Source organism: Sphingobacterium sp. UDSM-2020 (genome assembly GCF_016132525.1).
GTDB lineage: Bacteria > Bacteroidota > Bacteroidia > Sphingobacteriales > Sphingobacteriaceae > Sphingobacterium > Sphingobacterium anhuiense.
In genome coordinates this window covers 5,140,996-5,165,140 of sequence record NZ_CP066166.1, presented here as the reverse complement: position 1 = coordinate 5,165,140, position 24,145 = coordinate 5,140,996, and the positions used below count along the sequence as shown (strand labels likewise).

The window sequence follows — 24,145 nt, the reverse complement described above, 5'->3', positions numbered from 1 at the left end:
TAATTGGAAAATATCGCTTTTTGCAAAGTAATATTTTTGAACCAATATAGTTTGCTTTGTGTCTAGGTGTCATTATTAAAAAATAAAATACTATTTTTAAACTTTATCATTCGAATACCTGTGTTTACACGATTGTTGTTTACAGACGAATTGAACTAAACTGCTATGATTTTAATTGTTGACGATCAAGAAGCGAATATTTATTCACTTAAGAAATTACTCGAATCTCAAAATTTTTCAGTTGATACTGCGCTATCTGGAGAAGAGGCACTAAAAAAGGTTTTAAAGAATAATTATGCATTAATTATCTTGGATGTTCAGATGCCGGGAATTGATGGTTTTGAAGTTGCAGAAACGTTATCGGGTTTTAATAAAACTAAGGATGTTCCGATTATTTTTTTATCTGCTGTCAATAAGGATAAAAAGTTTATTACGAAAGGTTATGCATCAGGTGGTATAGATTATGTTACCAAGCCTATTGATCCAGATATTTTAATGCTGAAAGTGAAAACATTTTCTCGTTTATATGAGCAGACAGTGGCTCTGAATGATATGCAGCAGATACTACGATTGGAAATTGAGGAGCGAAAAAAAGCGCAGCAGGAGTTAAAAGAACAAGTTGAAAATTTGCATTCGACATTAGAGTCACTGCCACAGCTGGCTTTTACGGCAAATGGAGATGGTGAAATAGAATTTGTGAACAGTAAATGGCTATCCTATGCAACATCAAATAAATTTCCTGCAACGCATGCTGATGATCCGGATATACATGTATCTTGGGCAGAAGCATTAATTGCTGAAACACCAATAGAGCTTGAAGTACGTATTAAAGAATTAAAAGCAGAGCTGTTCAGATTTCATTTATTACGAATCATTCCCATTAAAGAAAAGAATAATCAGGTTAAGTGGGTCGGTACCTTTACGGATATTGATGATCAAAAACAGATGGAAAAGAAGAAGGATGAGTTTTTAAGTATAGCCAGTCATGAATTGAAAACCCCATTAACAAGTATTAAGGCATATGCCCAGCTATTGGAGCGAACAATTAATACTGCTAAAGACGTCACAGCAGTCAAATATATCAATAGGGTACAAAGCCAGGTCACCAAACTTAGCGGACTTATTACAGATTTGTTGGACATCTCAAAAATTGAAAACGGGAAATTGAAGATTACAAAAAAGAATTTTGATTTTGAAAACTTACTAACCAATGCTATTGATATTATTTATCAAACCCATGAAAATAATACCGTTACTATTGAGAGGGAAGGTGATCGAATAGAAGAGCTCTTTTTAGGTGATGAAGTTCGTATCGAACAGGTTTTGATCAATTATTTGACAAATGCCATTAAATATGCGCCAAATACTGATCGGATCATTGTACGTACAGAAAAAGAGGATGATCAATTAATCGTTAGTGTAAAGGATTATGGTATCGGTATTCCTGAACATAAGCAAAAGAATATATTTGGTAAATTTTATCGGGTAGAAGAATCATCCGTGCGATTTCAGGGACTTGGTATAGGCCTTTATATCTGTTCGGAGATCATTAAACAACATAATGGTACTGTAGGTATCCAAAGTGAATTGGGTCAGGGATCTACTTTTTATTTTACTCTACCTTTAAATTAGTAAGAAAATGTCTAAACCATTTTTAAGAAATTTACAGATTGGCTTTGGTTTTTCCTTGGTTCTGTTATTGGCAAGTTCTACTGCATCTTATATAAGTATTAAAGAGCAGATCAATAACCGTACAAAAGTTGATCATAGTCGGCGCGTTATTGCATCAGCAAATAAAATCTTAAATGATTTGCAAAATGCCGAGACCGGTCAGCGGGGGTTCCATCTTACCGGAAAGGAAACTTTTTTAGAACCGTATATTAATAGTCAAAAATCTTTACCTCAAGCACTAATCTTGACAAGGGAACTTGTGACTGATAATCCTAAACAAAGTCAAGTAGCGGATAGTCTATCCTCTTTAGTAAACTCAAGGCTTGGGATTTTAGCTAATCTCATTACCATAAAAAGACAGGGGGGAGACGTTTCTTTAGCACAATTGGAAGAGGGTAAGCAATACATGGATAGTTGCCGTGCTATTATTGCCAGGTTTATTGATGCTGAAGAGGTTCTACTCAATAGAAGATCTGATGAACTTAATAAATCGTCGTTCTATACCTCAATTTTTGTCGTTATTGCGGCTATTGTTTCGCTATTGATCACCATAGTTTTTTATCTACGTATTCGGGAAGATTTTATCAAGCGAGAAGAGTTACAAAAATCACTGAAAGATAAAGATGAAGAAATTAGCCGTAGGCTAAAAATTACGCAAAGGATTGCAAATAAGATTGCAGGAGGAGACTATACCGTGAATGTGAATGATACGGAGCAAGATGATCTAGGTATTCTCGGCGGTTCGTTGAATCAGATGGCTGATGCTTTAAAACGATCATTTGATGACCTAAATAACAATGAATGGCGACAAACAGGGTTAGCTCAACTTAATGAAACTCTTGTTGGAAATAAAACAGAACAAATCTTAATATCAGATGCTTTAGATCAACTTATCACCTACGGTAATTGTACCAATGGTGCATTTTACCTGTGGGAGCAAAATCGCATTGTACTTAAAAATGCATATGGTTTAGAAGACCGTATGGTAAAATATTTTACTCCGGGAGAAGGTATGATTGGTCAGGTTTTTAAGGAAGGAAAGGTTAAACGGTTTGAAAATCTATCGAACAGTGATTATGTCGTGAGTTTTGCCAGTGGTCAGATTCGTATCGATCATGTGCTCTTATTACCTGTTTTTGCGGATTATAATTGTATTGGTGTTATTGAATTGGGATCTATCAATCCTGTTGAAAATGTAAAATTACCTTATTTCATAGAAGCAACCCGAAATATCGGGATTGCAATAGCTGCGGCTAAAAGCCGTGATCAAGTACAGCAACTTCTTGAGGAAACGCAAACGCAAACGGAAGAATTACAAGCACAACATGCTGAATTGGAGAATTTAAATACTGAACTTGAAGCGCAGACTCAAAAATTACAATCTTCGGAGGAAGAATTGCGGGTGCAGCAGGAAGAATTAGTACAGTCGAATCACGAATTAGAAGAACGGTCTAAATCTCTTGAAGAAAAAAACCATCTTATCGCCGAGCGTAATTTAGAGATACAGCGCAAAGCTGAAGAGTTGGCACTGAGCACAAAATATAAATCGGAATTTTTGGCGAACATGTCGCATGAACTTAGAACACCGCTTAATTCTATCCTTCTCTTATCCAGGTTGATGTCAGAGGATACTGATGGTAATTTGAATGATGATCAAATTGAATCAGCAAAAGTTATTCAGAGTTCAGGAACAAGTTTATTAAGTTTAATAGATGAGATCTTAGATCTTTCTAAGATCGAATCTGGTAAAATGGAACTGGATTATCAAGATGTAAAATTACACGATATAACCCATGATTTGCAGAATCTGTTTTTACCATTAATCAAGGAAAAATCACTTTCTTTTGATATATCTATTGATTCGAATATTTCTCATACTATAGAGACAGATCGTTTAAGACTGGATCAAGTTTTAAGAAATCTGTTATCAAATGCGGTTAAATTTACGTCTGAAGGTAAGATTAGTTTATCAATTTCTGAAGATAAAGACCATCCGGAGAATTTGATTTTTGAGGTTAAGGATACTGGAATTGGTATAGCTGAAGACAAGCAGAGAATTATCTTTGAAGCGTTTCAGCAAGCTGATGGTTCAACACGGAGAAAATTTGGCGGTACTGGATTAGGACTGTCTATCAGCCGGGAGATAGCCCGCCTTCTTGGTGGTAAGATTTTATTGACTAGTAAAGAGGGCGAGGGTAGTGTCTTTAAACTAATTATTCCGAAAAGGAAAACTGCTGACATAATAAAACCGACGTCTGAGCGATTGATCGATATCATTGCTTCCGATATAGATGAAATGAAGAGCATTGTTGGTGAATCAGTTTCCCCAAATGTCGTTTATACTATTCCTGAAGAGGTCGAAGATGATCGCGATCATATTGTAAAAGGAGATAAAGTTATTCTTATTGTGGAGGATGATACTGCATTTGCGAAGGCTTTGCTCAAGTATACACGTAAACAGAATTATAAAGGGGTAGTTGTGGTAAGAGGAGATATTGCTGCAGAATTTGCTGCTCGCTATTTGCCCTTAGCTATTTTGCTAGATATTCAGTTGCCTATAAAAGATGGCTGGCAGGTTATGGATGAAATAAAAAGCAATCCACTTACTAGGCACATACCTGTTCACATCATGTCTTCTCTTCAGGTCAAAAGAGAGAGTCTACTCAAAGGTGCAATAGATTTTATTAATAAGCCTGTTGCCGTTGAGCAGATCGGGGTTATGTTTAAAAAAATAGAGGATGCGCTAACGCGTTACCCGCGAAAGGTTCTGATTGTTGAGGAAAATCCAAAGCATGCTTCAGCACTTTCTTATTTTTTGAGCAATTTTAATATTACTGCTGAAATTAAGACAAATGTTGATGAAAGTGTTCAGGCATTAAGTTCGGATGGCGCAAATTGTGTAATTCTAGACATGGGGGTGCCCGATAAGATTGGTTATGAAACGTTAGAAGCAATCAAAAATAATAAGGGTTTGGAAAATCTTCCTATTATTATTTTTACAGGAAAAAATCTGTCACATGCGGAGGAGGTCAAAATTAAACAATATGCAGATTCCATTGTTATTAAAACTGCCCATTCTTATCAGAGAATTTTAGATGAGGTAGGACTTTTTCTTCACCTAGTTGAAGAAAATTCTGCTGACGTACAGAAAAGAAAAGTGAATAAGTTAGGTTCTTTGAGTGAGGTATTAACAGGAAAGAAGGTTTTGATCGCAGATGATGATGTAAGGAACATATTTTCATTGTCAAAAGCATTAGAAAAGTATCAAATGAATGTTATATCAGCTACAAATGGGAAGGAAGCTTTGGTACAGCTTGAAAATAATCCCGATGTATCTATCGTTCTGATGGACATGATGATGCCAGAAATGGATGGTTATGAGACGATCAGGCTAATGCGAAATAATCCGAAATATTCAAAACTGCCTATCATGGCTGTTACTGCAAAAGCAATGACTGGTGATCGGGAAAAGTGTATTGTAGCAGGTGCATCTGACTATATATCTAAGCCAGTTGACACCGATCAACTGCTATCTCTACTCCGCGTATGGTTATATGATAATTAAGAGCATAAAATAGGTGATGAAGAAAGCTAAGTTAGTATTGATTATCGATGATGATAATCGCAACATCTTCGCATTGCGATTGGCTTTAAAGTCGCGAGGATATCAATCACTTTCCTGTAACAGTGCCCAAGAAGGGTTGGAGTTATTGGATAAGAATAGCGACATTGAGATTGTTTTAATGGATATGATGATGCCAGATATGGATGGTTATGAGGCTATTCAGGTGATTGGAGCATCCAAGACTTATGGTCATATTCCAGTGATTGCTGTAACAGCTCAAGCCATGCAGGGAGACCGTGAGAAATGTTTGGAGGCGGGTGCTCGTGCTTATGTGCCAAAACCAATAGATTTAGATCTCTTAATCCGTATAATTGAACAGAATAGTTAGATGTGGGAACCTAGTATTATAAAAAATGAGGATATCGAGCTACTTTTGACAGATGTGGCAGAACGGTATGGTTATGATTTTACGCAATATAGTAAAGCTTCATTGAAAAGGCGGTTAAATCGACTGTGTCTGATCGATAAATTTACAAGCTTTGCCGAACTGAGATATCGGGTAATAAGTGATCCCGAATACCTGCAACGTTTTGTTGAGGAAATTACCGTCAACGTCACCGAAATGTTTCGTGATCCAAATTTTTATAAGGCTTTACGCGAAGATGTTTTTCCGCGATTAGGTACCTATCCTTTTATACGGATTTGGGTAGCGGGGTGTTCTACTGGAGAGGAAGCCTATTCAATTGCAATTTTGCTCAAGGAGGCTAATTTGTATCATAAATCATTGATTTATGCGACAGATATTAATCCAGGAGTCTTAGAACGGGCAAGCAGTGGGATGTTTCCCATCAGTCAAATGCAACAATATTCGGAGAATTATATACAATCTGGAGGTTTAGAGGATTTTTCTAAATATTATGCCGCTAATTATGATTCTGTAAAGTTTAACGGTGATTTAAAAGATAAAATGATCTTTTCGACACACAATCTAGTATCGGATACCTCTTTCAATGCATTTCAGCTAATCCTTTGCCGGAATGTTCTGATTTATTTTGACAAGAATTTACAGAACAGTGTTTTTGATTTATTTGATGAAAGCTTAGATACGTTAGGATATCTGGCATTGGGGTCTAAGGAAACTATTCGTTTTTCTAATTTGGAGAAAAAATATAAACAAATTAACGATGAACGAATCTGGAGGAAAACACGTTCATCATAATTCTCGTTTTAAATGGGTGATTCAATATTCGTAATCGGAGGTTCAGCAGGAAGTATCAAAGTATTACTAGAGGTATTGCCTCAACTTGATATGGGTTTATCATTTCCTATTGTTATCATTTTGCACCGTAAATCTTACCCTGGATCTGTACTCAATAAATTATTAGCTAATAGCAGTAAATTGCCGGTTATGGAGGTGGAGGATAAGATGACTATTTTGCCAGGGAGTATTTATATCGTTCCACCTGACTATCATATGCTGTTTGAAAATCAAACTCAGGTATCCTTAGACTTTTCAGAAAAATTAAATTTTTCACGTCCTTCTATCGATATTACATTTCGATCAGCTGCAGAAACCTTTAAGGAAAATGCGGTTGCAGTGCTATTATCGGGAGCAAATGCTGATGGTGTAAATGGATTGAAAGAAATTAAAAAATATGGCGGAACTATTTTGGTGCAAGATCCAGAGACAGCAGAAATAGATTATATGCCTAAGCACGCCCTATTAGCTATGGAGGTAGACCAGGTATTAAAACCGACCGAAATTGCGTCTTATATCAATCAATTGCGTATTTGACGCAACTAATCTTGCATTAGTTTTTTATTATATTAGCGACTTATTAACGTTTTCCCATACTTTGATTTACGATGAAAGATAAGACTATATTGCTCTTTGATGATGATGTGAACATCTTGGAAGTTTGCACCATTATTTTAGAAAATTATGGATATCAGGTGGCTACATCTGAGACATCACATGATATTATTGAAAAAGTAACGGCTGTTAAACCTGATGTTATTTTAATGGATAACTGGATTCCTGAGATTGGTGGTATCAAAGCTACTCAACTTGTTAAACAGCATCCAGATTTCAATCATATTCCTGTTATATACGTATCCGCTAATAATGATATTCAGCTCTTAGCAGAAGAAGCGGGTGCAGACAGTTATCTCGAGAAGCCATTTAACTTGGATGATCTTGAAAATGCTGTTAAATCTATGTTGAACTTATCGAAATCAGATTTAAATGTTTAGATGAATTGATTATTGTATATGCATTAAAAAAGGATCCTGTTCAGGATCCTTTTTTAATTTAGTTCTATATTTTTATACTTCAATTATTATAGTTCATCAGCATTTATCTCCTGCAATTTGGAAAGCCCTAATTTAAATGTTTATTTATGATTGCGGAACAAGAAACTCCAGTACGTTTTCCCTTACTTCCAAAATTGCAACATTCTTGAGGGGTAGTACCAGTTCATCATCTATATGCATATAGGTGCTTTCGCAATCAATGGTGAGTTGTTTCGCTTCAAATGTTCTATAGTCGAACGTCACTTCTTCATCGTTTAATCTTTTCTTAATGAAATTAGCGAAATCTGATCTCTGATCCTCATCAACGTATACAACGTTAAAAAGGCCATCATCTGTTACTGCTTGTGGTGATAATATTAAATTGGGGCCAACAGATTGGATGTTCATCACTTCTAGTAATAAACATTTACCTTCGTAGATTTTATCATCCGCTTTTATCCAATATTTTTCTGCTTTGGCAGTTTTAATAATTTCATGCAGGACTTCTAAAGCTAATTTTAACTCATCTTTGGCATTTTCAACTTTACTTTTATCAACCGATTCCATTTTCTGGATTAAATGTGGAAAAACACCGTATCCTGCTCCTTCCAAGAAAAAATCTGTAGAATCTGCATTTTTAATGACACCTACATCAAAGCGTTGCTGTTTCGTATTTTTCCAATTTTTAATATGATCTAGGTTTTTTTTAGTACTGTCAATACCCAATGCTATAGATAGGTTATTGGCAGTCCCCATCGGTAATATGGTAATAGGGATCTTTTTCTCAAGAGAATTTCTTTTAACCAATTCCTTAGCGACTCCTCTTACGGTCCCATCGCCACCGGCTACTACGGCAAAATCTGCTTGATCTATTTGATGAATCCATTGATCTCCATTTTTTACCGAAAAGTATACACAAGCATAACCTTCTTGCTCAATTAACGCTATTAAATCAGATTTCAGATGATCCTCATCGCCTGCTCCGGGATTGTGTAATAAAATTGCTTGTTCCATAGATTTAATTTATATAACAACATTTGGCTTATCCATTTGTTGTTATTTATATAAAATATTTATTTGCAGAAACGATAGAGACTATGAGAATTTTAATTACAAATGACGACGGTATTTACAGTCCAGGAATTGCCGCGCTGGCTAAAGTGGCTAGGAAATTTGGCCAGGTGAAGTTAGTGGCACCAGATGTTGAGCAATCTTCCATGGGACATGCAGTCACGCATTCTAGACCGTTGAGTTATAAAAAATCTCCCATCATATTTGATGATGTGGAAGCTTATCGGGTAAACGGCACTCCAGCAGACTGTGTTGCTATGGGGACTCATCTATGGAACGATGTTGATGTGGTTCTATCTGGTATTAACATGGGGCCAAATCTAGGTAATTCGATGTGGCATTCAGGAACGTTGGCTGCTGCAAAGCAGGCCGTTTTATTTGGTATTAAGGGCATTGCACTGAGTACACCCGTGGGAAAAACAGAACCTGATTTTGAAGCATTAGAACCTTTTGTAGAAAAAACATTAGCGCTTCTTTTGGAAGACAAAGAATTGGCTCTCTATAACGTTAATTTTCCAGAAAAGCCAAAAGATATTATTTGGACGAGACAGTCTGTACGTCTATATGATGGTACAATAATACCAGGAACTGATCCATTGGGGCGTAAGCACTACTGGTTTACGGTATCTCCACTTGAACCAGCTGATGAAGGTACAGACAGATGGGCTGTGGAGAATGATATGGTGTCTATAACTCCACTGAGATTAGACTTGACTGATGAAGCAACGCTATTGAAAAAGCTAGGAGCAAATAGGTGATATTTATTATCAATTGCTGTAAATCTATAAATGCTAATTTCAATTAAATATACAAATGAAAAATTTAAATATTGCTTTAATACTGATCATCAATGCTTTTTTCTTTTCGTCTTGTCGCGATCGGACAAAAGCTAGTTCAGATATAATTAAGACTCAAGATACAGTTCATCAGCAACTGAAAGGACTTCCTCTTGATAATCTTCATCGAAGTAGAACTGGGGACTCAATTGTTGATGTTAATGACAATAAATCAGGTCTTCCTCTCAATAATCTTGAGCGAGATGATGCTACAGATACCGTCGGTCATTTATAAGTTTAGGCTTAAAGGAACTTTGATTTTTAGTATACCCAGTTTAATCAGCCTCATCTCTGAGGGTACGAATCTGATCGTGTGCCTTTTTTTGCTTTTCTGCATGATTTCGAATTATGGTGACAATAGCAATAGGAAGATCTGGAGCCTCTTTTAAAGCCCTTTCATATCCTTTTTTACTAGCGTCTTCACCGCGCTCACATTCTTCAAGAATCTGTTTACGATCATGACCGCTTAGTGTTGCTTTGAGATCTAACCAGAAGCGATGCAATTTACCAGAAATGCGTGGCGGTACTGTTGGAGTTTCGCCATCGACTACGGTAAATGGAGCAAGTTCGGAGTTAAACAAGATGGTTTCTTGGATATAACCTTCGAATAGGGAGCGTAAGTCATTATCACGGTTTGATTTTAGGTTTTCTAAAGCTAGCGTGTAGCCTTCGATTCTGTCGTTGTTAATCTGAATCAAATCTATTAGAATTCCTGCAGTAACAGTATCTGTATACATAATTTATTTTTTAGAAATATAACTACTGTAGGAACAAACTGTTCCTGCAAAAAGTTTTTCGACACCATTTCCGCGAGTTTATGTTCTTTTCTAAAACAAAAATTCAAGTTACTGTCATTTCATACATTAGAAAGTAAAAATGTTTAACAAAAAGGGTCTAATGAAAAAATAGACCCTTTATTTGTGCGTTCAGTTGTTTCGTGTTTTCTTATTTCCTTATTAACGATACAATACATTAAGAGAAATATATCAGTTTTAATAGTTTAATGATAATCCGAATCCCCAGCCCATATCACTATCATAATGCGTACGTATACCCATATTTTTATTGATCACATACGTAAGGTCACCCATATATTCTAGATCTGTGTTAACCATAAAACCTCCTCTTAATCTGGGTGAAATAGGAATGTCTTCTCTCATCAATTGTAGGCGTACTATTCCGTCATGATAAACTTCAGCTTGAAAATTTACAAGCATCGGAAGTGTATACATAAATCCGGCACTGACAGCTCTTCTGACATCTTTTTTATTAACTTGGCCAAAGATGTTTTTTTCATGCTCATCTTCGCCCATTCTCCTATATCTCCAATCGAAACCTACAAATGGCATAAACCATTGCATTTTTCCGATGTATCGTCCAAGATGGGTCTCTACTTCATATCCATGCATATCATTGTAGCCTAATCGCCACTCTGTTCCTAATGACCATCTTGCATTTTGAATCATTGCACTACCGTCATTACCATTTGTTGCGAAATCATTCTGCGCCATGAAGTGGGACATATTACTTTCTTTCTGTAAGGCTTTATAGGCCTTTTCTTTATTTGGAAGTAAGGGGTTTTTATAATCTCCAACTTCAAAAACCCTGTTCATGCCCGCCATCATGTGGTATAAAATATGGCAATGAAAAAACCAGTCTCCCTCTTCGTTAGCTAAAAATTCAATAGTGTCGACTTCCATGGGCATGACATCAATAACATTTTTAAGAGGTGCATTTTCTTTTTTACCATTAAGTACTCTAAAATCAAACCCATGTAGATGTATTGGGTGTCTCATCATGGAGTTATTGTATAGTGTGATGCGTAATACCTCACCTTTCTTTACAGGAATTTTATCACTTTCAGCCAGCACTTTATTGTCCATACTCCAGACATATCTGTTCATATTTCCAGTTAGGGTAAATTTAAGATCTCTTACCGGTGCATCTTTTGGGAGTGTAGTATTATAAGGAGATTTGAGCATGGCATAATTTAGCGTTACAATATCTCCTATAGCATTGGCATTATATCGATCTTTATCCTCGGTCATTTTATGTGAACCATGTTGACTATGATCTTCTTTTTTTGTCTTATCACCAGATATTTCAGGATACATGACTACGTTCATATCCATTTGGTTTAGGCTCATTTTCATGCCCATATCATCAAGATCCCCATTCATTTTCATCATGTCATTCATCATCTTCATTCCTTCAAAATATTTAAGTCTAGGCAGGGGAGATATGAGCTGTTTTTTTCCGTTTCCTATAAAGTAGCTTGTTGATTTTGTTCTATCTTCTGTCGTCGCCATGAATTCATACGAAATGCCTTCATTAGGGATTGTGAGTATTATATCGTAGGTTTCAGATACTGCAATCATTAATCGGTCTACTTGTACAGGCTCTACATCGTTACCATCATTTGCGACAACGGTTATTTTACCTCCTGTATAGCGAAGCCAAAAATAAGATGATGCACCACCATTTGATACGCGAAGGCGAACCCTATCTCCAGCTTTCAAAGTTTTACTCTCGATTTTTTGCAATTCGGAGAACTCGTTGCCATTCATTAAAACCTTGTCGTAATACACATCACTTACATCCATAGCCATCATACGTTTCCATTCATTTTTGACTTTAGTTTTAAAGTGACCTTCTTTGATAGCTTCGGTATAAGATTGGGTTGCACCTTTTTTGATAGCGGCCCAATCATTTGCATTATGCAACATGCGATGTATGTTATCCGGATTTAGGTCAGTCCATTCACTTAATATAATGGGTATAGTAGGTAAATCGTCAATTCCTTTTCTGAAAGTTTTATCATCGCTTCTCTTTTTCATAATGAAACTGCCGTACATGCCGATCTGCTCCTGTAACCCGGAATGGGAGTGGTACCAGTGCGTACCATGTTGGATAATAGGAAAGCGATAGGTATATGTGGTATTGGGTTTTATCGGTTCTTGGGTAAGATAAGGTACTCCATCCTCTTTATTAGGCAAAAATATGCCGTGCCAGTGTAAGGATGTATTTTCTTTTAGCTCATTATGGACCACAATTTCAGCAGTATCACCCTCTGTAAATGTAAGGGTGGGCATAGGAATTTGTCCGTTAACCGAAATTGCCCGTTTTTCTTTCCCTGTAAAATTGACAGTCGTATCTCGAACATACAGGTCATATTTGACAACTTTTTGTGCAAACGCAGTTGTTGCACAAATGAGTATAATCAATGTCTGTAATGCTTTTATAGATACATGCTTAGCTATATACATTGTTTATTTATTTTTTAATGGAAGTTATTCCTAGTTTTAACCAGTGAAAAAGGATTTTTGTTTTTTTTGCATTTAATAGTTACATATAGCGTATAGGAATATGATATACGTTGTCTATGTTATTTTAGAATTGTATTTATTAATTCAACGTTTCCACTGTGCTACCACAAGTCAACATATTAGAACCAAAGTATGGGTTTTTGATGGCACTATCTTTACTTAACCAATGTGCACCTTTTCCCGCGTTAAACATGGGACAGTGCTGATAGTAAATGGGACTTTCCAATTTAGATGTTTTTGCTAGATCATAAATTGTTTTGGAAACGTTTGCAAATAGTTCACGTTGTTTTGCAACCGATTTAGATTTGGAAATATTTTCGACATTAACAGTTAAGCCATTAACTCCTTTCATCCATACCTGATGCTCTTCTGAAGATAGTGTATTCATATCTACTGCTTTGACAGCAGCAAGTAATGCCGTTGCTCGGGTGGAGGTCGCCGTCGCGTCAGTCTGTATTAAAGCATCTTTGACTAAAAAATAGCTGTTAAGAACTGTCTGTATTTGATTTTTGTTTGTGGTAGCAATATGCGTTGCATGATTTGACATCTCGTTGTGATCTTTCAACTGTACGGCATCAGTTTTTGTACCAGTCTTTAATTCTCTTGTATATTGACAACACTCGGGAAGCTTCATATATACATCTGCGGGAGCTAGAAAATCTTCGCTGTCATACCCTGCTAAGGCAATACGTTTTAAGATTTCTTCTCTACTTGTTTTTTGAGCATCATAATTTATTACTGCTTTCTTTGTGTCTACATCCCATTCCACCTGAGCGAGATTTTTACTATTTCCTGCTTTTTCTATGGTTGCTTTGCACATGTCACATTCACCATATATATTGACGGTTTCTGTTTTTGCATTATTGATTTGGGCATACGTATTTATGGATGATAATAATACAGTGATTACTACCAATATTTTTGATATTGATTTCATGATTTTAATAATTAAAATAAATTAAAGATTTCCAAAAGCTAACTTTAGCTTTTGATATGACGTACTTTGGGCATTAAGAGCCCTTTTTAACCTATTTTGGGAGGTAGCCAGATGCTTGAAAATTCTGAGTAATAATTATTTTGCTGAAATCCGAATTTTTGTTTGGCAACAAAAGAAAACTCTTTCAGATTTATATCAAATGGGATGGTTAAGAAAACAGAACAAGAAGAAGAGAGGCATCTGCACGTGACATGGTCGCACTTGCTATGGTTGCAGTCTCCGTGATCAGCTTTCTTAGAAGCATTTTCTGAACAGGAATTACTTGTTTTTGAATGTGTGGGCTGATGTTCTTGTGCGGTGGAAGCCTGCTGCGTGTTGGTATGATCCATATCACAGGAATACCCCGTACTTGGCAGGAGTAAAAAGCCAAGACAGAATAATAAGATTATACCAATATGAGTCTTCAAATTCTTCAATATGACAAATTTATAAATTAATTGTATTAATTAGTGATATAATGGTAATATTTATTTACTTCAATCCTGAAGTACTCACTTTAGACCCATATAAATGAATTATCGAGAAATTTATAATTTAATGTTAACATTGCCTTTTAATTTTTCTTTGAGATCACTGAAATAGGAGCTACTTATTGGAATTATATAATCAGCGATTAAAACAAGATGTCTTTCGACTTTTTCAACCAGCTTTAGATTGATGATATATGACCTGTGTACTTGTAAGAACTGATGTGTTGGCAATAATTCTAGCGCTTCTTTTACGGTCATACGAACTAAAATACTTTTACCTCTTAAGATGTATTTTATATAATTGCCTGTTGCCTCTACGAATAAAATTTGATCAAAATCAATCCGCACCATATTAATTCCATCTTTAACAAAGATATGATTTACAGTAGAAACTGGTTGTTTTTCTTCGTTTGCTTTATTACAGGCTTTTAAAAATCTGGGAAATGAAAATGGTTTTAGTAAATAGTCAATTGCTTCTAGTTCAAACCCTGTTACAGCATGTTCTGAGTACGCTGTTGTGAATATTAACATCGGTTTTTTACTTAGGCTATTGAAAAAATCGATGCCTGAAATATCAGGCATCTTTACATCGAGAAACAAAAGATCAATTTGTTTTCTCCTCAAGTATGCTAAAGCATCAAATGCATTTGAAAATTTTGCTTCCAAAGTAATATAAGGCACCTTCTGTGCATAGCGATCGACAATATCCAATGCAATTGGTTCGTCATCTATTGCAATAGCTGTTATCATATTTATATTCTAATCGGTTTAAAGTTAATATACATAAAAAGACCTTAGGAATAAGCGTGCGTACTATTTTTTCCAATTTTCAAAGTTAGAAATGTAAAGAATTCAATTGGAGTTTCTTCAATATGTAATTCATAGTTGCCTTGGTATAATAAATTTAATCGATGTTTGACATTATCTAAGCCTAACCCAGATTTGTTGCTTTCGGGATCGCGTTCGTTCAATCTATGAATGCTGTTGTAAACACTCAGTTTTAATATGTCTTTGTCTATATTTAAATGAATACGGATCCATGACGGCTTGTTAAGACTTATACCATGCTTAAAAGCATTCTCTATAAATGGAATTAAGAGCATCGGGGCAATAGCATGCGATTCGAGTACTTCAGGAATCTCATAAGTAATCTTAATCATTTCTACAGGCGCGGTTCTTAATGTTTGTAGATCGATGTACTCTTTTAGATATTCTATTTCTCTAGCCAATAGTATCGAATCTTGTTGATTTTCGTGTAACATAAATCGCATCATATCTCCTAATTTTTGTATGCCTTCAGCAGTCCGCTCTGCATTTTCCTGAAGGGCAATCCCATATATCGTATTCATTACATTAAAGAGGAAATGGGGATTAATCTGAGATTGTAAAAGTTTAAGATCTGATTCAGTCTGCCCAAGTTCATTACGAAGATTAACAAGTTGTCTAGATTGCTTACGCTGATTGAAATATAAGATGTAGGTCAATGGAATGATCATAATACTTATTAATACACCTGTGAGAATGATCTCATTGTGCAATCTCGCTCCTGAAGCTATCTTGATTATGGAAGCAAAAGGGATGTAGGTTAAAATAGCGCTGATGATGGTAAATATGGTATACAGTGCGCGGTTTAACTTGCCGGATTCTAAATGTTCTAGTAGCAAATATTGCTGTAGAGCATATAGGCAGTATCCATAAGGAATTGCTAAAGTCAGATAAGCTAAATAACTGGAAAGGCCAAAAGATATAAAGGTTAGTAGAGCTCCTGAGATAACTACTATAAATGCCTCTTTTGCTATTTTTCTAATAAGAGTTTCTTTTTTACAAGAGAAGTAATAAAACCAAGTTTTTATACCTTCATAGGCAAATAGAGTTAAGAAAGTAAACAAAGAAATAGGAAAAGAAGGTGAATCAAAAAAATTATCTTTCCATGAATTATTGTTGATGTTAATATTGGAATAGCACCATGTAATTGCAGACCATGACAGTATGAAAAGTAGTATCGTAGCACCAATTCCCCAATCTATTTTACCTCTACCAAACAGGTAGGGACGTAGATAACAGATAAAGGATATTGTGGTCAAAAAGATAGTAAGACCGATGATTTGATAGAACATTGCATGGCTTTGTTCGTTAGCGGTTCGTGTATATATCAAGAGCATTAAAAATAGATATATACCTGTTAGTATGATAAATTCAATTCTTCTCAGATTCATTTTTTTTGATTTTAAGGTTAGTTATTTTGCCACTTCGTGATTAGATCTTCAACACCAAGTTGAATAGCTTCTAGCTTACCATCTGAATTAAAGATATAAACAGTTGGTACTGCTTCGCTTCCCATTGCTATTTTAAAGTTGCTATAATCACCAGTCAGGTCACTGATATATTCTAAATGATCGTTAAATTTAGCATTAATGTTTTTCAATGTATTTATATTTTCTGTATTGTAAAATAAATAAATCTTAGCCCGGTTAGAGAATTGTGCATCTTTAGCAAGTTTGTTCAATTCAGATCTATTGGATTCTCCCATGCAGTCACTCATTCCTGATCCATTATAGATAATGATATTTGTGATATTCTTTTTTAATTTTATAGGTAAATTTGCCGTATCGACTATCGTGAGATGCTCTGGCCATAAATTTCCGATTTTTATCTGATCAATATTAAGATGGTCTTGAATTGCTTTAAATGCTGAAGTTTTTCTTACTCTTAAGGACGTGCTTTCTAAAACATTTTTGAGTTCAGTTTTTGTAAACTGTGCTCGGGTCATAAATATACGTTCTATTCCACCAATAGTATTCTTGAACGAGATCGCTAATTCTTTGTTTTTACGATTTGTTTCATCAAGATTAGCAATAAGGTCTGCTTTTCTTTTTTGTCTATCTGCAATATTTCTAACAATACTATCCATACGTTTTTCATATTCATTCCATAAGATACTATCCTTTTTTACGTAATCACGATCTAGGTCCTTATGATTTTGCGCAGTCGCATGAAGATGATTTAGAATAATTACATATAAGAGAAATACCATTATTAATTTCGTTTTCATATATTCTTGTATTAATTGACCATACAAGAATATCAACCTTTTATCAGTTGTCAAATTATATGTGACGAATGGGTTTATTTATGGGATAGATTCGATTAGGACCTTCATTTGTTGAACAATATCTAGGTAAAACAACTTTGTTATTTAAGTGTTTAGTCATAAACACCTGATCTGCAACGGTTAGTGTTTATGTGTTAAATGAATTAAGTTGAACCTCCTAAAGATCACGTTATGCAGTTTGCTACTCTGACCAGATCCATCCTGTTAGACCTGCAGTCTAAAGGGTACAATATTTTAACATCTAAGAACAGGATTGATGATGAGAATCCTACTTGGTATCCGATTAGTGTACCCAATGTATGGGATTACCTGCTGCAACTAGATGGTAAAACAAAGGTAATGAGTTTTCAGGAACCGGCTGTCCTTGTTATTGAAGACGCTTTATTAAATGTGGAAGATGAACAGCTTGATGGGGAAGTATTTATTGAAGATGATCATTACTTAAGATTGAATCAACGGCTTCACATCTATAATCAATATTATCAATTTGTAGCCAATCCGGAAGTCTATGATTTTTCATTCGACCCACAAAGATTGATTATCCGCAATTATGCCTTACATACTGGGGATCATAGCATGTACCTGGATTACCTTCAATTACATTATCCAGAACATGTTGCTGTAGGAATGAAAGATTTGGAGTCTTTGACCCGATCTTTAATCTGTCTTGATTCTACTCAAGCACATAACTGGTTTATGATGCACAATGTCGCAGTAATAGAATCGGATATTTGGGTCTGTGATGAAGATGCTATTTTAAAAGTATTAGCTGTTCAGGGAGATGATTATAGATGGAACATTTCTGGTGATACTGAGCAGTTAATTTACAATCGCATAGCGCCACAAGATCTTTTGCCTATGCATGATCTCTTTTGGATAGATTCGAGGGTAAGAAAAGAGATATGATTAAATCAAAAAAGGATCGATAGTATGTCGATCCTCTTTTTTGATATGCTGTGATTATTTATTCTGTTCCTCCACCTAATGCACGATAAAGATCTGTTGAAGCATCAAACTGTTCTTTTTGAATCGATATGGCCTCTAGATCATTTTGAAGGGAGTTATTCTGTGCAGTGATAACTTCAAGATATGTGGCCATTCCACTTCTATACAGCAACATTGCATCACTAACGGCCTTTTGCAATGCCGTTTTTTTCTGTTCTATCAGTGTAATACGTTGGCTTGCGTACTCTCTTTTAGCTAAAGCATCAGATACCTCACTCACAGCAGTCATGACTGCCAGACGAAATTGTTCGGCAGATTTTTCCTGTTCGATTTTTGCTATTTCATAAGCTGTTTTTAACTTCTTATTTTGAAAAATAGGTTGGGTAATGTTACCAGCAATATTCTTTACTAATGAACCGGGTAAATCAAACCAATTTTCAAACTGGAATGAATTTGTTCCAATAGAAGGAGTTAATCTCAAAGATGGATACATCTGAGCCTTTGCAAGACCAGTACCTGCGTTAGCAACTACCACAGCGTATTCTGCAGCTCTAACATCAGGACGTCTACTGAGCATATCGGCAGGAACACCTATTGGAAAGCTTTCCGCAAAGGGTGTCGTATCCATTGTATTTGCTCGTGATATGCTATCTGGAAAAGACCCACAAAGAATACTCAGTACATTCTCTTGTAGTGCGATGTTTTGCTTAGCAAGGGGTACCAATAATTCAGCAGTTTTCTTCTGGGCTTCAGCTTGATCCACTGCCAGTGAATTGGTTTGTGCAGACTCGAACTGAAGTTTTATGATGTGCAAAGTCGTATCGCTCAAAGCAATATTTCGCGAAGCAACTTTAAGTTGCTCATCCAAAGTAATTAAATTGTAATAAGCCTGTGCGACTTGACTTACAATACGTGTTCGCAATGCTGATAAATTTTCACGTTGCATGAAGAAGCTTGCTCTTGCAGATTCTTTTTGCAACGCAACTTTCCCCCATATATCCGCTTCCCACGAAATATTAAGAGAAGCAGAATAATCGTCCATGTGTTGATTTCCTGTAAACTGCTCACTCAAAGAACCGTTCAAAGAGCTTTTTGATAAATAGTTCCTTGCCGCAGATATCGAAAGATCAGCTGTAGGAAGAAGTCCCAGTTTTGCCTGTTTATAGGAAAGATCCAGTTGACGAAGACTCATCATAGCGATCGATATATCCTTGTTCTTATCAAGTGCCTTATCGATCAAAGCCGTCAAATGAGTATCTTTAAAGAAGGTTTTATAGGGTAGACTAATGCTATCACCTGTCACCACAATCGTATTCCTATAATGTTGTGGGGTCTCCAACTCTGGACGACTATACTTTTTGTTTACAGAGCAGGATGACAATAAAGTTGCCATTCCAACAGCGTAAATTATATTATTTATAGATAATGCCATTATTCAACGCTTTGAATTTTTTGATTTTTATTTTTACCCGATACCTTTTCCTGCAGATATTGAAAGAGAATATATAGGATCGGTATGACAAATACACCCAATATGACGCCTGAAAGCATCCCTATTGCAGCACCTGTACTGATCGATCTATTACCCATCGCAGATCCACCCGTAGCAAACATTAATGGAATCATACCAGCAATAAAAGCTAGAGATGTCATGATGATAGGACGTAATCTTGATTTTGCACCCTCAATAGCAGACTCTACAATAGAATAACCTGCAGCTCGACGTTGTACGGCAAATTCGATGATTAAGATTGCATTTTTAGCTAATAGCCCCACAAGCATAATTAATCCTACTTGTACATAAATATTATTATCCAATCCTATAGCTTTAATTGAAGCAAATGCACCAATGATACCTGTTGGAATAGATAGCAATACTGCTAGTGGTAAAAGGTAACTTTCATACTGCGCCGCTAATAAAAAGTAAACGAATAGGAGACACAACGATAAAATAATTAACGTTTGATTTCCTGCTGACTTTTCTTCTAAACTTAAGCCAGTCCATTCGTAACCGTAGTCTGAAGGCAATTTGCTCAATACATTTTTTTCCAGATTATCCATGATTTCACCATTACTCGCGCCGGGTAGGGGCACTACACTAATGGTCAACGCATTAAATAAGTTGTATCTGCTTAAGGATTCAGGACCATATGCTTTATGTAGGGTAACAAGTGATTTCACAGGAACCATTTGATTTTGGTCATTCCGGACAAATATTTCATTAAAGGAATCTTCGTCTGTTCTGAATATTCCATCAGCTTTCACATTGACACGGTAGAATTTGCCAAATCGTGTAAAGTTCATGGACTGATCACCTGCGAAATAGGTCTGGATTACGTTCATCATATTACTGATTTCTACACCCATTTGTTGGGCTTTATCCTCATCAACTTCAAGTTCTAATTGCGGGAAGTCCGTACGGAATGTTGTATAAGCAAATTGTACCCCTGGTTGTTGCATAATTTTCCCAATAACCTCATCAGACATCTGTTTTAGCTTTTCGGGAGATTTCCCTGCCTTATCTTGTAACACGATTTCGGCACCGCTTGTAACCCCATATCCGTCTATCGGTGGACTTCTAAAGGCCATAATAGTAGCTTCTTTAACCGTTGCAAACTTTGCTGTTAGATTTCCTAAAATCACGTCAATATCTTTCTCCGCACCACGATCTTTCTTATCTTTCAACTTGATAAAACCCATAGCATATGCTGGACTGGCACTATTTGATAAAATATTGAAGCCTGTAATAATGGTACTATTCTGTACTGATTCTTCTTTTTCCAACATATCATCTATACGTGCAGCAGCGGTAGTTGTCCGATCTAAGGCAGTACCTGGAGGCATACTTAAACTGAAGATAATAAATGAATCATCTTCCATCGGTACAAAGCTTTTTGGTGTACTGATCATCATCCAGCCTGCTAGTGCAGTAATCACAATAACTAAACCTGCACCGATCCACTTTTTAACAATTAAGAACCGTAACCCTTTGATATATTTACCTGTTAAATTCTCAAATCCAGCATTAAATGCAGTAAAGAATCTTTTTCCAAATCCTTTCTTTTTGACTTCTCCATGTTGACCCTCGGCATGATTATTTTTCAATAATAAGGCACATAGGGCAGGAGTAAGGGTTAATGCATTGATCGCAGATATAATAATTGCAATCGCTAATGTATAGGCAAACTGCTTATAAAAAATACCTGCAGATCCTGTCATAAAACCAATCGGTATAAATACCGCAGACATGACTAAAGTGATCGATACAACTGCACCTGTGATCTCGCCCATAGCACTATGAGTTGCCTCTTTTCCGGTCATGTTTGTACCTTCCATTTTACTATGGACGGCTTCGACGACCACAATGGCATCATCGACGACAATACCGATTGCAAGTACCAGTGCAAAGAGTGTCAATACGTTTATGGTGAAACCAAAAGCAAGGAGAAAGAAAAATGTTCCTATGATCGCTACCGGTACAGCAATTGCAGGTATAATGGTCGATCTAAAGTCTTGTAAAAACAAAAATACGACGATAAACACCAGAATAAATGCTTCAATCAAAGTAGATTTCACCTGGCCTGTTGCTTCGTCCAAACGCTCTTTTGTACTCATCAAACTCGTGTAGTCTACGCCGGGAGGAAAGTTTTTGGAAGCACTCTTTAATACATCGCGTACACCGATTTCGATGTCATTTGCATTAGATCCCGTAGTTTGGAGAATTGCAACAGTAACTGAATTTTTACCACTCATAGTTGTATTTCCACTATAACTAAGAGAGCCAAATTCTATACGTGCTACATCTTTCAAGCGTACCAAAAGTTCCCCATCACGTTTAACAACGATATTTTCATATTCATGAGGTTGGCTCTTTTTACCTTTATAACGCATAACGTATTCCAATGCCGCATTCGATTCCTCACCCAATTTACCGGGTGCCACCTCTAAACTTTGAGTGCCAATGGCTTTACTTACATCAGCAGGTTCTAAACCATAAGATGCCATTTTCTGAGGATTGAGCCATACACGCATTGAATAGTCCTTTAAACCAAAAACTTGTGCCTGACCTACACCAGGTACACGTTTAATTTGTGGTATGACATTAATGTTGACATAGTTTTGAAGAAACAGCTCATCATATTTTTCATTATCTTCCGTATACACGTTGAAGATCATGATCATACTATTCTGTTGCTTTGAGGTTGTAAGCCCCATCCGGATTACTTCTTCTGGAAGTATCGGCGTTGCTTGTTGAACTCTGTTTTGTACATTTACAGCAGCCTGGTCTGGATTGACACCTTGTTTGAAGATAATGGAAATGGAAAAAGAACCATCATTACTTGCAGTAGACTTGATATACTGCATGTTTTCCACACCATTGATCTGCTCTTCCAGTGGTGTTACCACTGAGCGGATCACGGCCTCACTGTTCCCTCCAGGATAACTCCCCGAAACCATTACGGTAGGTGGAGATATATCTGGAAATCTTGTTACAGGAAGTCTTAATAATCCTATAACGCCCAATATTAACAGCACAACCGAAATAACGGTGGCCATTACTGGTCTATCTATAATCTTTTTTAACATGTTGATACTTGTCTAAAAATTAATTTTTCAATGAGTCTTGACTGATTACTTTAGGTTGAACTGCTATACCTTCTGTTAATTGATCAATACTATTTACGGCTATTTTATCGCCTGCTTTTACGCCTGATTTGATGATATAATCTGCACCAGTTCTACCATTTATTTCAATAGCTTTCATTGCCACTTTATTGCTATCAGCGAGCACATAGACAAAAAATTTGTCTTGAATATCTTTCACTGCCGCCATAGGTAACTTAATTGCACTATTTAGACTTTTAGTTAAAACTACGCGTGCAGCACCACCTGAGCGTAAAATTTTATCTGGGTTTGAAAATATCGCTTTTAGTGATATCGTACCGGTGTTACGATCAATGTTACCGCTTGCTATTTCGACCTGACCTTTTTGATTGTAACGGTTACCGTCTGCCATGATAATTTCCACTGTATTCATTCCAGCATCAGTTTTTCGATCATTCATAAAAGCAATGAATTTTGCTTCATTAAGGTTGAAGTAGACAAATACCTGATCGATTTCAGATAGACTTGTCAATGGATTCACATCAGAAGGTGTGACCAAATTTCCGACCCTACTCGGAATACGGCCGATGTATCCACTTACTGGTGCTTTGATAATTGCGAAAGCGGCGTTTAACTGTGAAGAGCTCACTGCCGACCTAGCTTGCGCCACCTGAGCTGTTGCTGCATCATATTGCGCTTGAGCAGTTTTTAACTGTAGATCTGAAACAACCTTTCCCTGAACTAGCGGTCTTATTTTTTCTAATTCAATCTGTGCATTTGCCTGTGCAGCTAGTGCCGATTGTAACGAAGCTTTACTGTTGTTCACCTGTTCATTAAAAACATCACTTTTAATTTTAAAAAGTGATTGCCCCTTTTGTACATATTGTCCTTCCTTCACATATGTTACTTCAAGGTAACCAGAAACTTGTGCTCTAATATCGACATTAACTGTTCCCTCTATGGTACCAGGATAAGTTTCTACGATCGTAGTAGGAGATTCTTTTAATTCAATGAAATCAGCAGGAACAGCTTGTTGTTCATACGATTCATCTTGTTTTTGTCCGCCACATGAAATGAATAATAAACCGAAAGCAAATACGGCTATATATAGATTGAAATTGTTTCTTGCTTTGAATTCTTGCTTTACCATTTTTTTATGATTAAAATTTCAAATACAAATAACAGAAGATTAGATTGTTTAATAAAGAAATAATTGACTGAACTGGTAAAAATAGCTTCTGAAGCGAAATAGTGA

20 protein-coding genes are annotated in these 24,145 nt (G+C 36.1%); 9 read left to right on the top strand and 11 right to left on the bottom strand.

Annotated elements, in window-relative coordinates; translation table 11 throughout:
• Nucleotides 1-165: 165 nt before the first annotated feature.
• The 6 genes from JAZ75_RS21805 (at nt 166) to JAZ75_RS21780 (ending at nt 7,489) form a co-directional block, all read left to right on the top strand.
• Entirely contained in the window at nt 166-1,632 is a 1,467-nt protein-coding gene (locus JAZ75_RS21805) for an ATP-binding protein (RefSeq protein WP_132842385.1), read from the top strand.
• Between the two features lie 7 nt (nt 1,633-1,639).
• Complete coding sequence (locus JAZ75_RS21800) at nt 1,640-5,236, top strand: response regulator (protein ID WP_208698513.1); 3,597 nt, start codon at nt 1,640-1,642, stop codon at nt 5,234-5,236.
• A 16-nt stretch (nt 5,237-5,252) separates the two neighbouring features.
• Complete coding sequence (locus tag JAZ75_RS21795) at nt 5,253-5,624, top strand: response regulator (RefSeq protein WP_183912197.1); 372 nt, start codon at nt 5,253-5,255, stop codon at nt 5,622-5,624.
• The gene (locus tag JAZ75_RS21790; RefSeq protein ID WP_208698511.1) at nt 5,625-6,455 is read left to right on the top strand and encodes a CheR family methyltransferase; all 831 of its coding nucleotides are present in this window, start codon (nt 5,625-5,627) and stop codon (nt 6,453-6,455) included.
• Nucleotides 6,456-6,467: 12 nt separating this feature from the next.
• Nucleotides 6,468-7,031 carry a chemotaxis protein CheB gene (locus JAZ75_RS21785; protein ID WP_208698509.1) on the top strand — a complete coding sequence of 188 codons (564 nt, stop codon included), beginning with the start codon at nt 6,468-6,470 and terminating at the stop codon, nt 7,029-7,031.
• Between the two features lie 71 nt (nt 7,032-7,102).
• Entirely contained in the window at nt 7,103-7,489 is a 387-nt protein-coding gene (locus JAZ75_RS21780) for a response regulator (RefSeq protein ID WP_132842392.1), read from the top strand.
• 144 nt (nt 7,490-7,633) lie between these two features.
• On the opposite strand, the gene JAZ75_RS21775 is transcribed toward JAZ75_RS21780, so the two are convergent.
• Entirely contained in the window at nt 7,634-8,542 is a 909-nt protein-coding gene (locus tag JAZ75_RS21775) for a diacylglycerol/lipid kinase family protein (RefSeq protein ID WP_208698507.1), read from the bottom strand.
• A gap of 83 nt (nt 8,543-8,625) precedes the next feature.
• Here JAZ75_RS21775 and surE point away from each other — a divergent pair, with 83 nt between their 5' ends.
• Nucleotides 8,626-9,357, top strand: a complete 732-nt coding sequence (gene surE, locus JAZ75_RS21770) for a 5'/3'-nucleotidase SurE (RefSeq protein WP_208698505.1) — start codon at nt 8,626-8,628, stop codon at nt 9,355-9,357.
• A 55-nt stretch (nt 9,358-9,412) separates the two neighbouring features.
• The gene (locus tag JAZ75_RS21765; RefSeq protein WP_208698503.1) at nt 9,413-9,670 is read left to right on the top strand and encodes a hypothetical protein; all 258 of its coding nucleotides are present in this window, start codon (nt 9,413-9,415) and stop codon (nt 9,668-9,670) included.
• Nucleotides 9,671-9,710: 40 nt separating this feature from the next.
• Here the strand turns inward: JAZ75_RS21765 and JAZ75_RS21760 are convergent, their stop codons facing one another.
• From JAZ75_RS21760 to JAZ75_RS21730, 7 genes are all read right to left on the bottom strand, one after another.
• Nucleotides 9,711-10,172 carry a ferritin-like domain-containing protein gene (locus JAZ75_RS21760; protein ID WP_208698500.1) on the bottom strand — a complete coding sequence of 154 codons (462 nt, stop codon included), beginning with the start codon at nt 10,170-10,172 and terminating at the stop codon, nt 9,711-9,713.
• 255 nt (nt 10,173-10,427) lie between these two features.
• A complete protein-coding gene (locus JAZ75_RS21755; protein ID WP_208698498.1) occupies nt 10,428-12,701 on the bottom strand; it encodes a multicopper oxidase family protein in 2,274 nt (757 codons plus the stop codon).
• 139 nt (nt 12,702-12,840) lie between these two features.
• Nucleotides 12,841-13,698: a DUF3347 domain-containing protein gene (locus JAZ75_RS21750; RefSeq protein WP_208698496.1), complete on the bottom strand. Its 858-nt coding sequence runs from the start codon at nt 13,696-13,698 to the stop codon at nt 12,841-12,843.
• Between the two features lie 86 nt (nt 13,699-13,784).
• Nucleotides 13,785-14,174, bottom strand: coding sequence for a hypothetical protein (locus JAZ75_RS21745; RefSeq protein ID WP_208698494.1), 390 nt, complete (start codon nt 14,172-14,174; stop codon nt 13,785-13,787).
• Nucleotides 14,175-14,285: 111 nt separating this feature from the next.
• The gene (locus JAZ75_RS21740) at nt 14,286-14,978 is read right to left on the bottom strand and encodes a LytR/AlgR family response regulator transcription factor (RefSeq protein WP_208698492.1); all 693 of its coding nucleotides are present in this window, start codon (nt 14,976-14,978) and stop codon (nt 14,286-14,288) included.
• A gap of 44 nt (nt 14,979-15,022) precedes the next feature.
• Nucleotides 15,023-16,444, bottom strand: a complete 1,422-nt coding sequence (locus tag JAZ75_RS21735; RefSeq protein WP_208698490.1) for a sensor histidine kinase — start codon at nt 16,442-16,444, stop codon at nt 15,023-15,025.
• A 17-nt stretch (nt 16,445-16,461) separates the two neighbouring features.
• Nucleotides 16,462-17,280 (bottom strand): hypothetical protein, encoded by an 819-nt coding sequence (locus tag JAZ75_RS21730; protein ID WP_208698489.1) that lies wholly within the window; start codon nt 17,278-17,280, stop codon nt 16,462-16,464.
• Between the two features lie 231 nt (nt 17,281-17,511).
• Between JAZ75_RS21730 and JAZ75_RS21725 the strand changes: the two genes are divergently transcribed.
• Complete coding sequence (locus JAZ75_RS21725) at nt 17,512-18,246, top strand: hypothetical protein (RefSeq protein ID WP_208698487.1); 735 nt, start codon at nt 17,512-17,514, stop codon at nt 18,244-18,246.
• A gap of 58 nt (nt 18,247-18,304) precedes the next feature.
• On the opposite strand, the gene JAZ75_RS21720 is transcribed toward JAZ75_RS21725, so the two are convergent.
• From JAZ75_RS21720 to JAZ75_RS21710, 3 genes are read right to left on the bottom strand one after another with little or no spacing between them, the layout of a single operon-like run.
• A complete protein-coding gene (locus JAZ75_RS21720) occupies nt 18,305-19,717 on the bottom strand; it encodes an efflux transporter outer membrane subunit (RefSeq protein WP_208698485.1) in 1,413 nt (470 codons plus the stop codon).
• Nucleotides 19,717-22,872 (bottom strand): efflux RND transporter permease subunit, encoded by a 3,156-nt coding sequence (locus tag JAZ75_RS21715; RefSeq protein WP_208698483.1) that lies wholly within the window; start codon nt 22,870-22,872, stop codon nt 19,717-19,719. The genes JAZ75_RS21720 and JAZ75_RS21715 overlap by 1 nt, the downstream gene beginning before the upstream one ends.
• Before the next feature lie 19 nt (nt 22,873-22,891).
• Nucleotides 22,892-24,040, bottom strand: coding sequence for an efflux RND transporter periplasmic adaptor subunit (locus JAZ75_RS21710; RefSeq protein ID WP_208698481.1), 1,149 nt, complete (start codon nt 24,038-24,040; stop codon nt 22,892-22,894).
• Nucleotides 24,041-24,145: the final 105 nt, after the last annotated feature.

Excerpts from the sequence above, each read along its gene's own strand:
- JAZ75_RS21805 (WP_132842385.1), top strand. The coding sequence starts at position 166 with ATGATTTTAATTGTTGACGATCAAGAAGCGAATATTTATTCACTTAAG.
- JAZ75_RS21800 (WP_208698513.1), top strand. The coding sequence starts at position 1,640 with ATGTCTAAACCATTTTTAAGAAATTTACAGATTGGCTTTGGTTTTTCC.
- JAZ75_RS21795 (WP_183912197.1), top strand. The coding sequence starts at position 5,253 with ATGAAGAAAGCTAAGTTAGTATTGATTATCGATGATGATAATCGCAAC.
- JAZ75_RS21790 (WP_208698511.1), top strand. The coding sequence starts at position 5,625 with ATGTGGGAACCTAGTATTATAAAAAATGAGGATATCGAGCTACTTTTG.
- JAZ75_RS21785 (WP_208698509.1), top strand. The coding sequence starts at position 6,468 with ATGGGTGATTCAATATTCGTAATCGGAGGTTCAGCAGGAAGTATCAAA.
- JAZ75_RS21780 (WP_132842392.1), top strand. The coding sequence starts at position 7,103 with ATGAAAGATAAGACTATATTGCTCTTTGATGATGATGTGAACATCTTG.
- JAZ75_RS21775 (WP_208698507.1), bottom strand. The coding sequence starts at position 8,542 with ATGGAACAAGCAATTTTATTACACAATCCCGGAGCAGGCGATGAGGAT.
- surE (WP_208698505.1), top strand. The coding sequence starts at position 8,626 with ATGAGAATTTTAATTACAAATGACGACGGTATTTACAGTCCAGGAATT.
- JAZ75_RS21765 (WP_208698503.1), top strand. The coding sequence starts at position 9,413 with ATGAAAAATTTAAATATTGCTTTAATACTGATCATCAATGCTTTTTTC.
- JAZ75_RS21760 (WP_208698500.1), bottom strand. The coding sequence starts at position 10,172 with ATGTATACAGATACTGTTACTGCAGGAATTCTAATAGATTTGATTCAG.
- JAZ75_RS21755 (WP_208698498.1), bottom strand. The coding sequence starts at position 12,701 with ATGTATATAGCTAAGCATGTATCTATAAAAGCATTACAGACATTGATT.
- JAZ75_RS21750 (WP_208698496.1), bottom strand. The coding sequence starts at position 13,698 with ATGAAATCAATATCAAAAATATTGGTAGTAATCACTGTATTATTATCA.
- JAZ75_RS21740 (WP_208698492.1), bottom strand. The coding sequence starts at position 14,978 with ATGATAACAGCTATTGCAATAGATGACGAACCAATTGCATTGGATATT.
- JAZ75_RS21735 (WP_208698490.1), bottom strand. The coding sequence starts at position 16,444 with ATGAATCTGAGAAGAATTGAATTTATCATACTAACAGGTATATATCTA.
- JAZ75_RS21730 (WP_208698489.1), bottom strand. The coding sequence starts at position 17,280 with ATGAAAACGAAATTAATAATGGTATTTCTCTTATATGTAATTATTCTA.
- JAZ75_RS21725 (WP_208698487.1), top strand. The coding sequence starts at position 17,512 with ATGCAGTTTGCTACTCTGACCAGATCCATCCTGTTAGACCTGCAGTCT.
- JAZ75_RS21720 (WP_208698485.1), bottom strand. The coding sequence starts at position 19,717 with ATGGCATTATCTATAAATAATATAATTTACGCTGTTGGAATGGCAACT.
- JAZ75_RS21715 (WP_208698483.1), bottom strand. The coding sequence starts at position 22,872 with ATGTTAAAAAAGATTATAGATAGACCAGTAATGGCCACCGTTATTTCG.
- JAZ75_RS21710 (WP_208698481.1), bottom strand. The coding sequence starts at position 24,040 with ATGGTAAAGCAAGAATTCAAAGCAAGAAACAATTTCAATCTATATATA.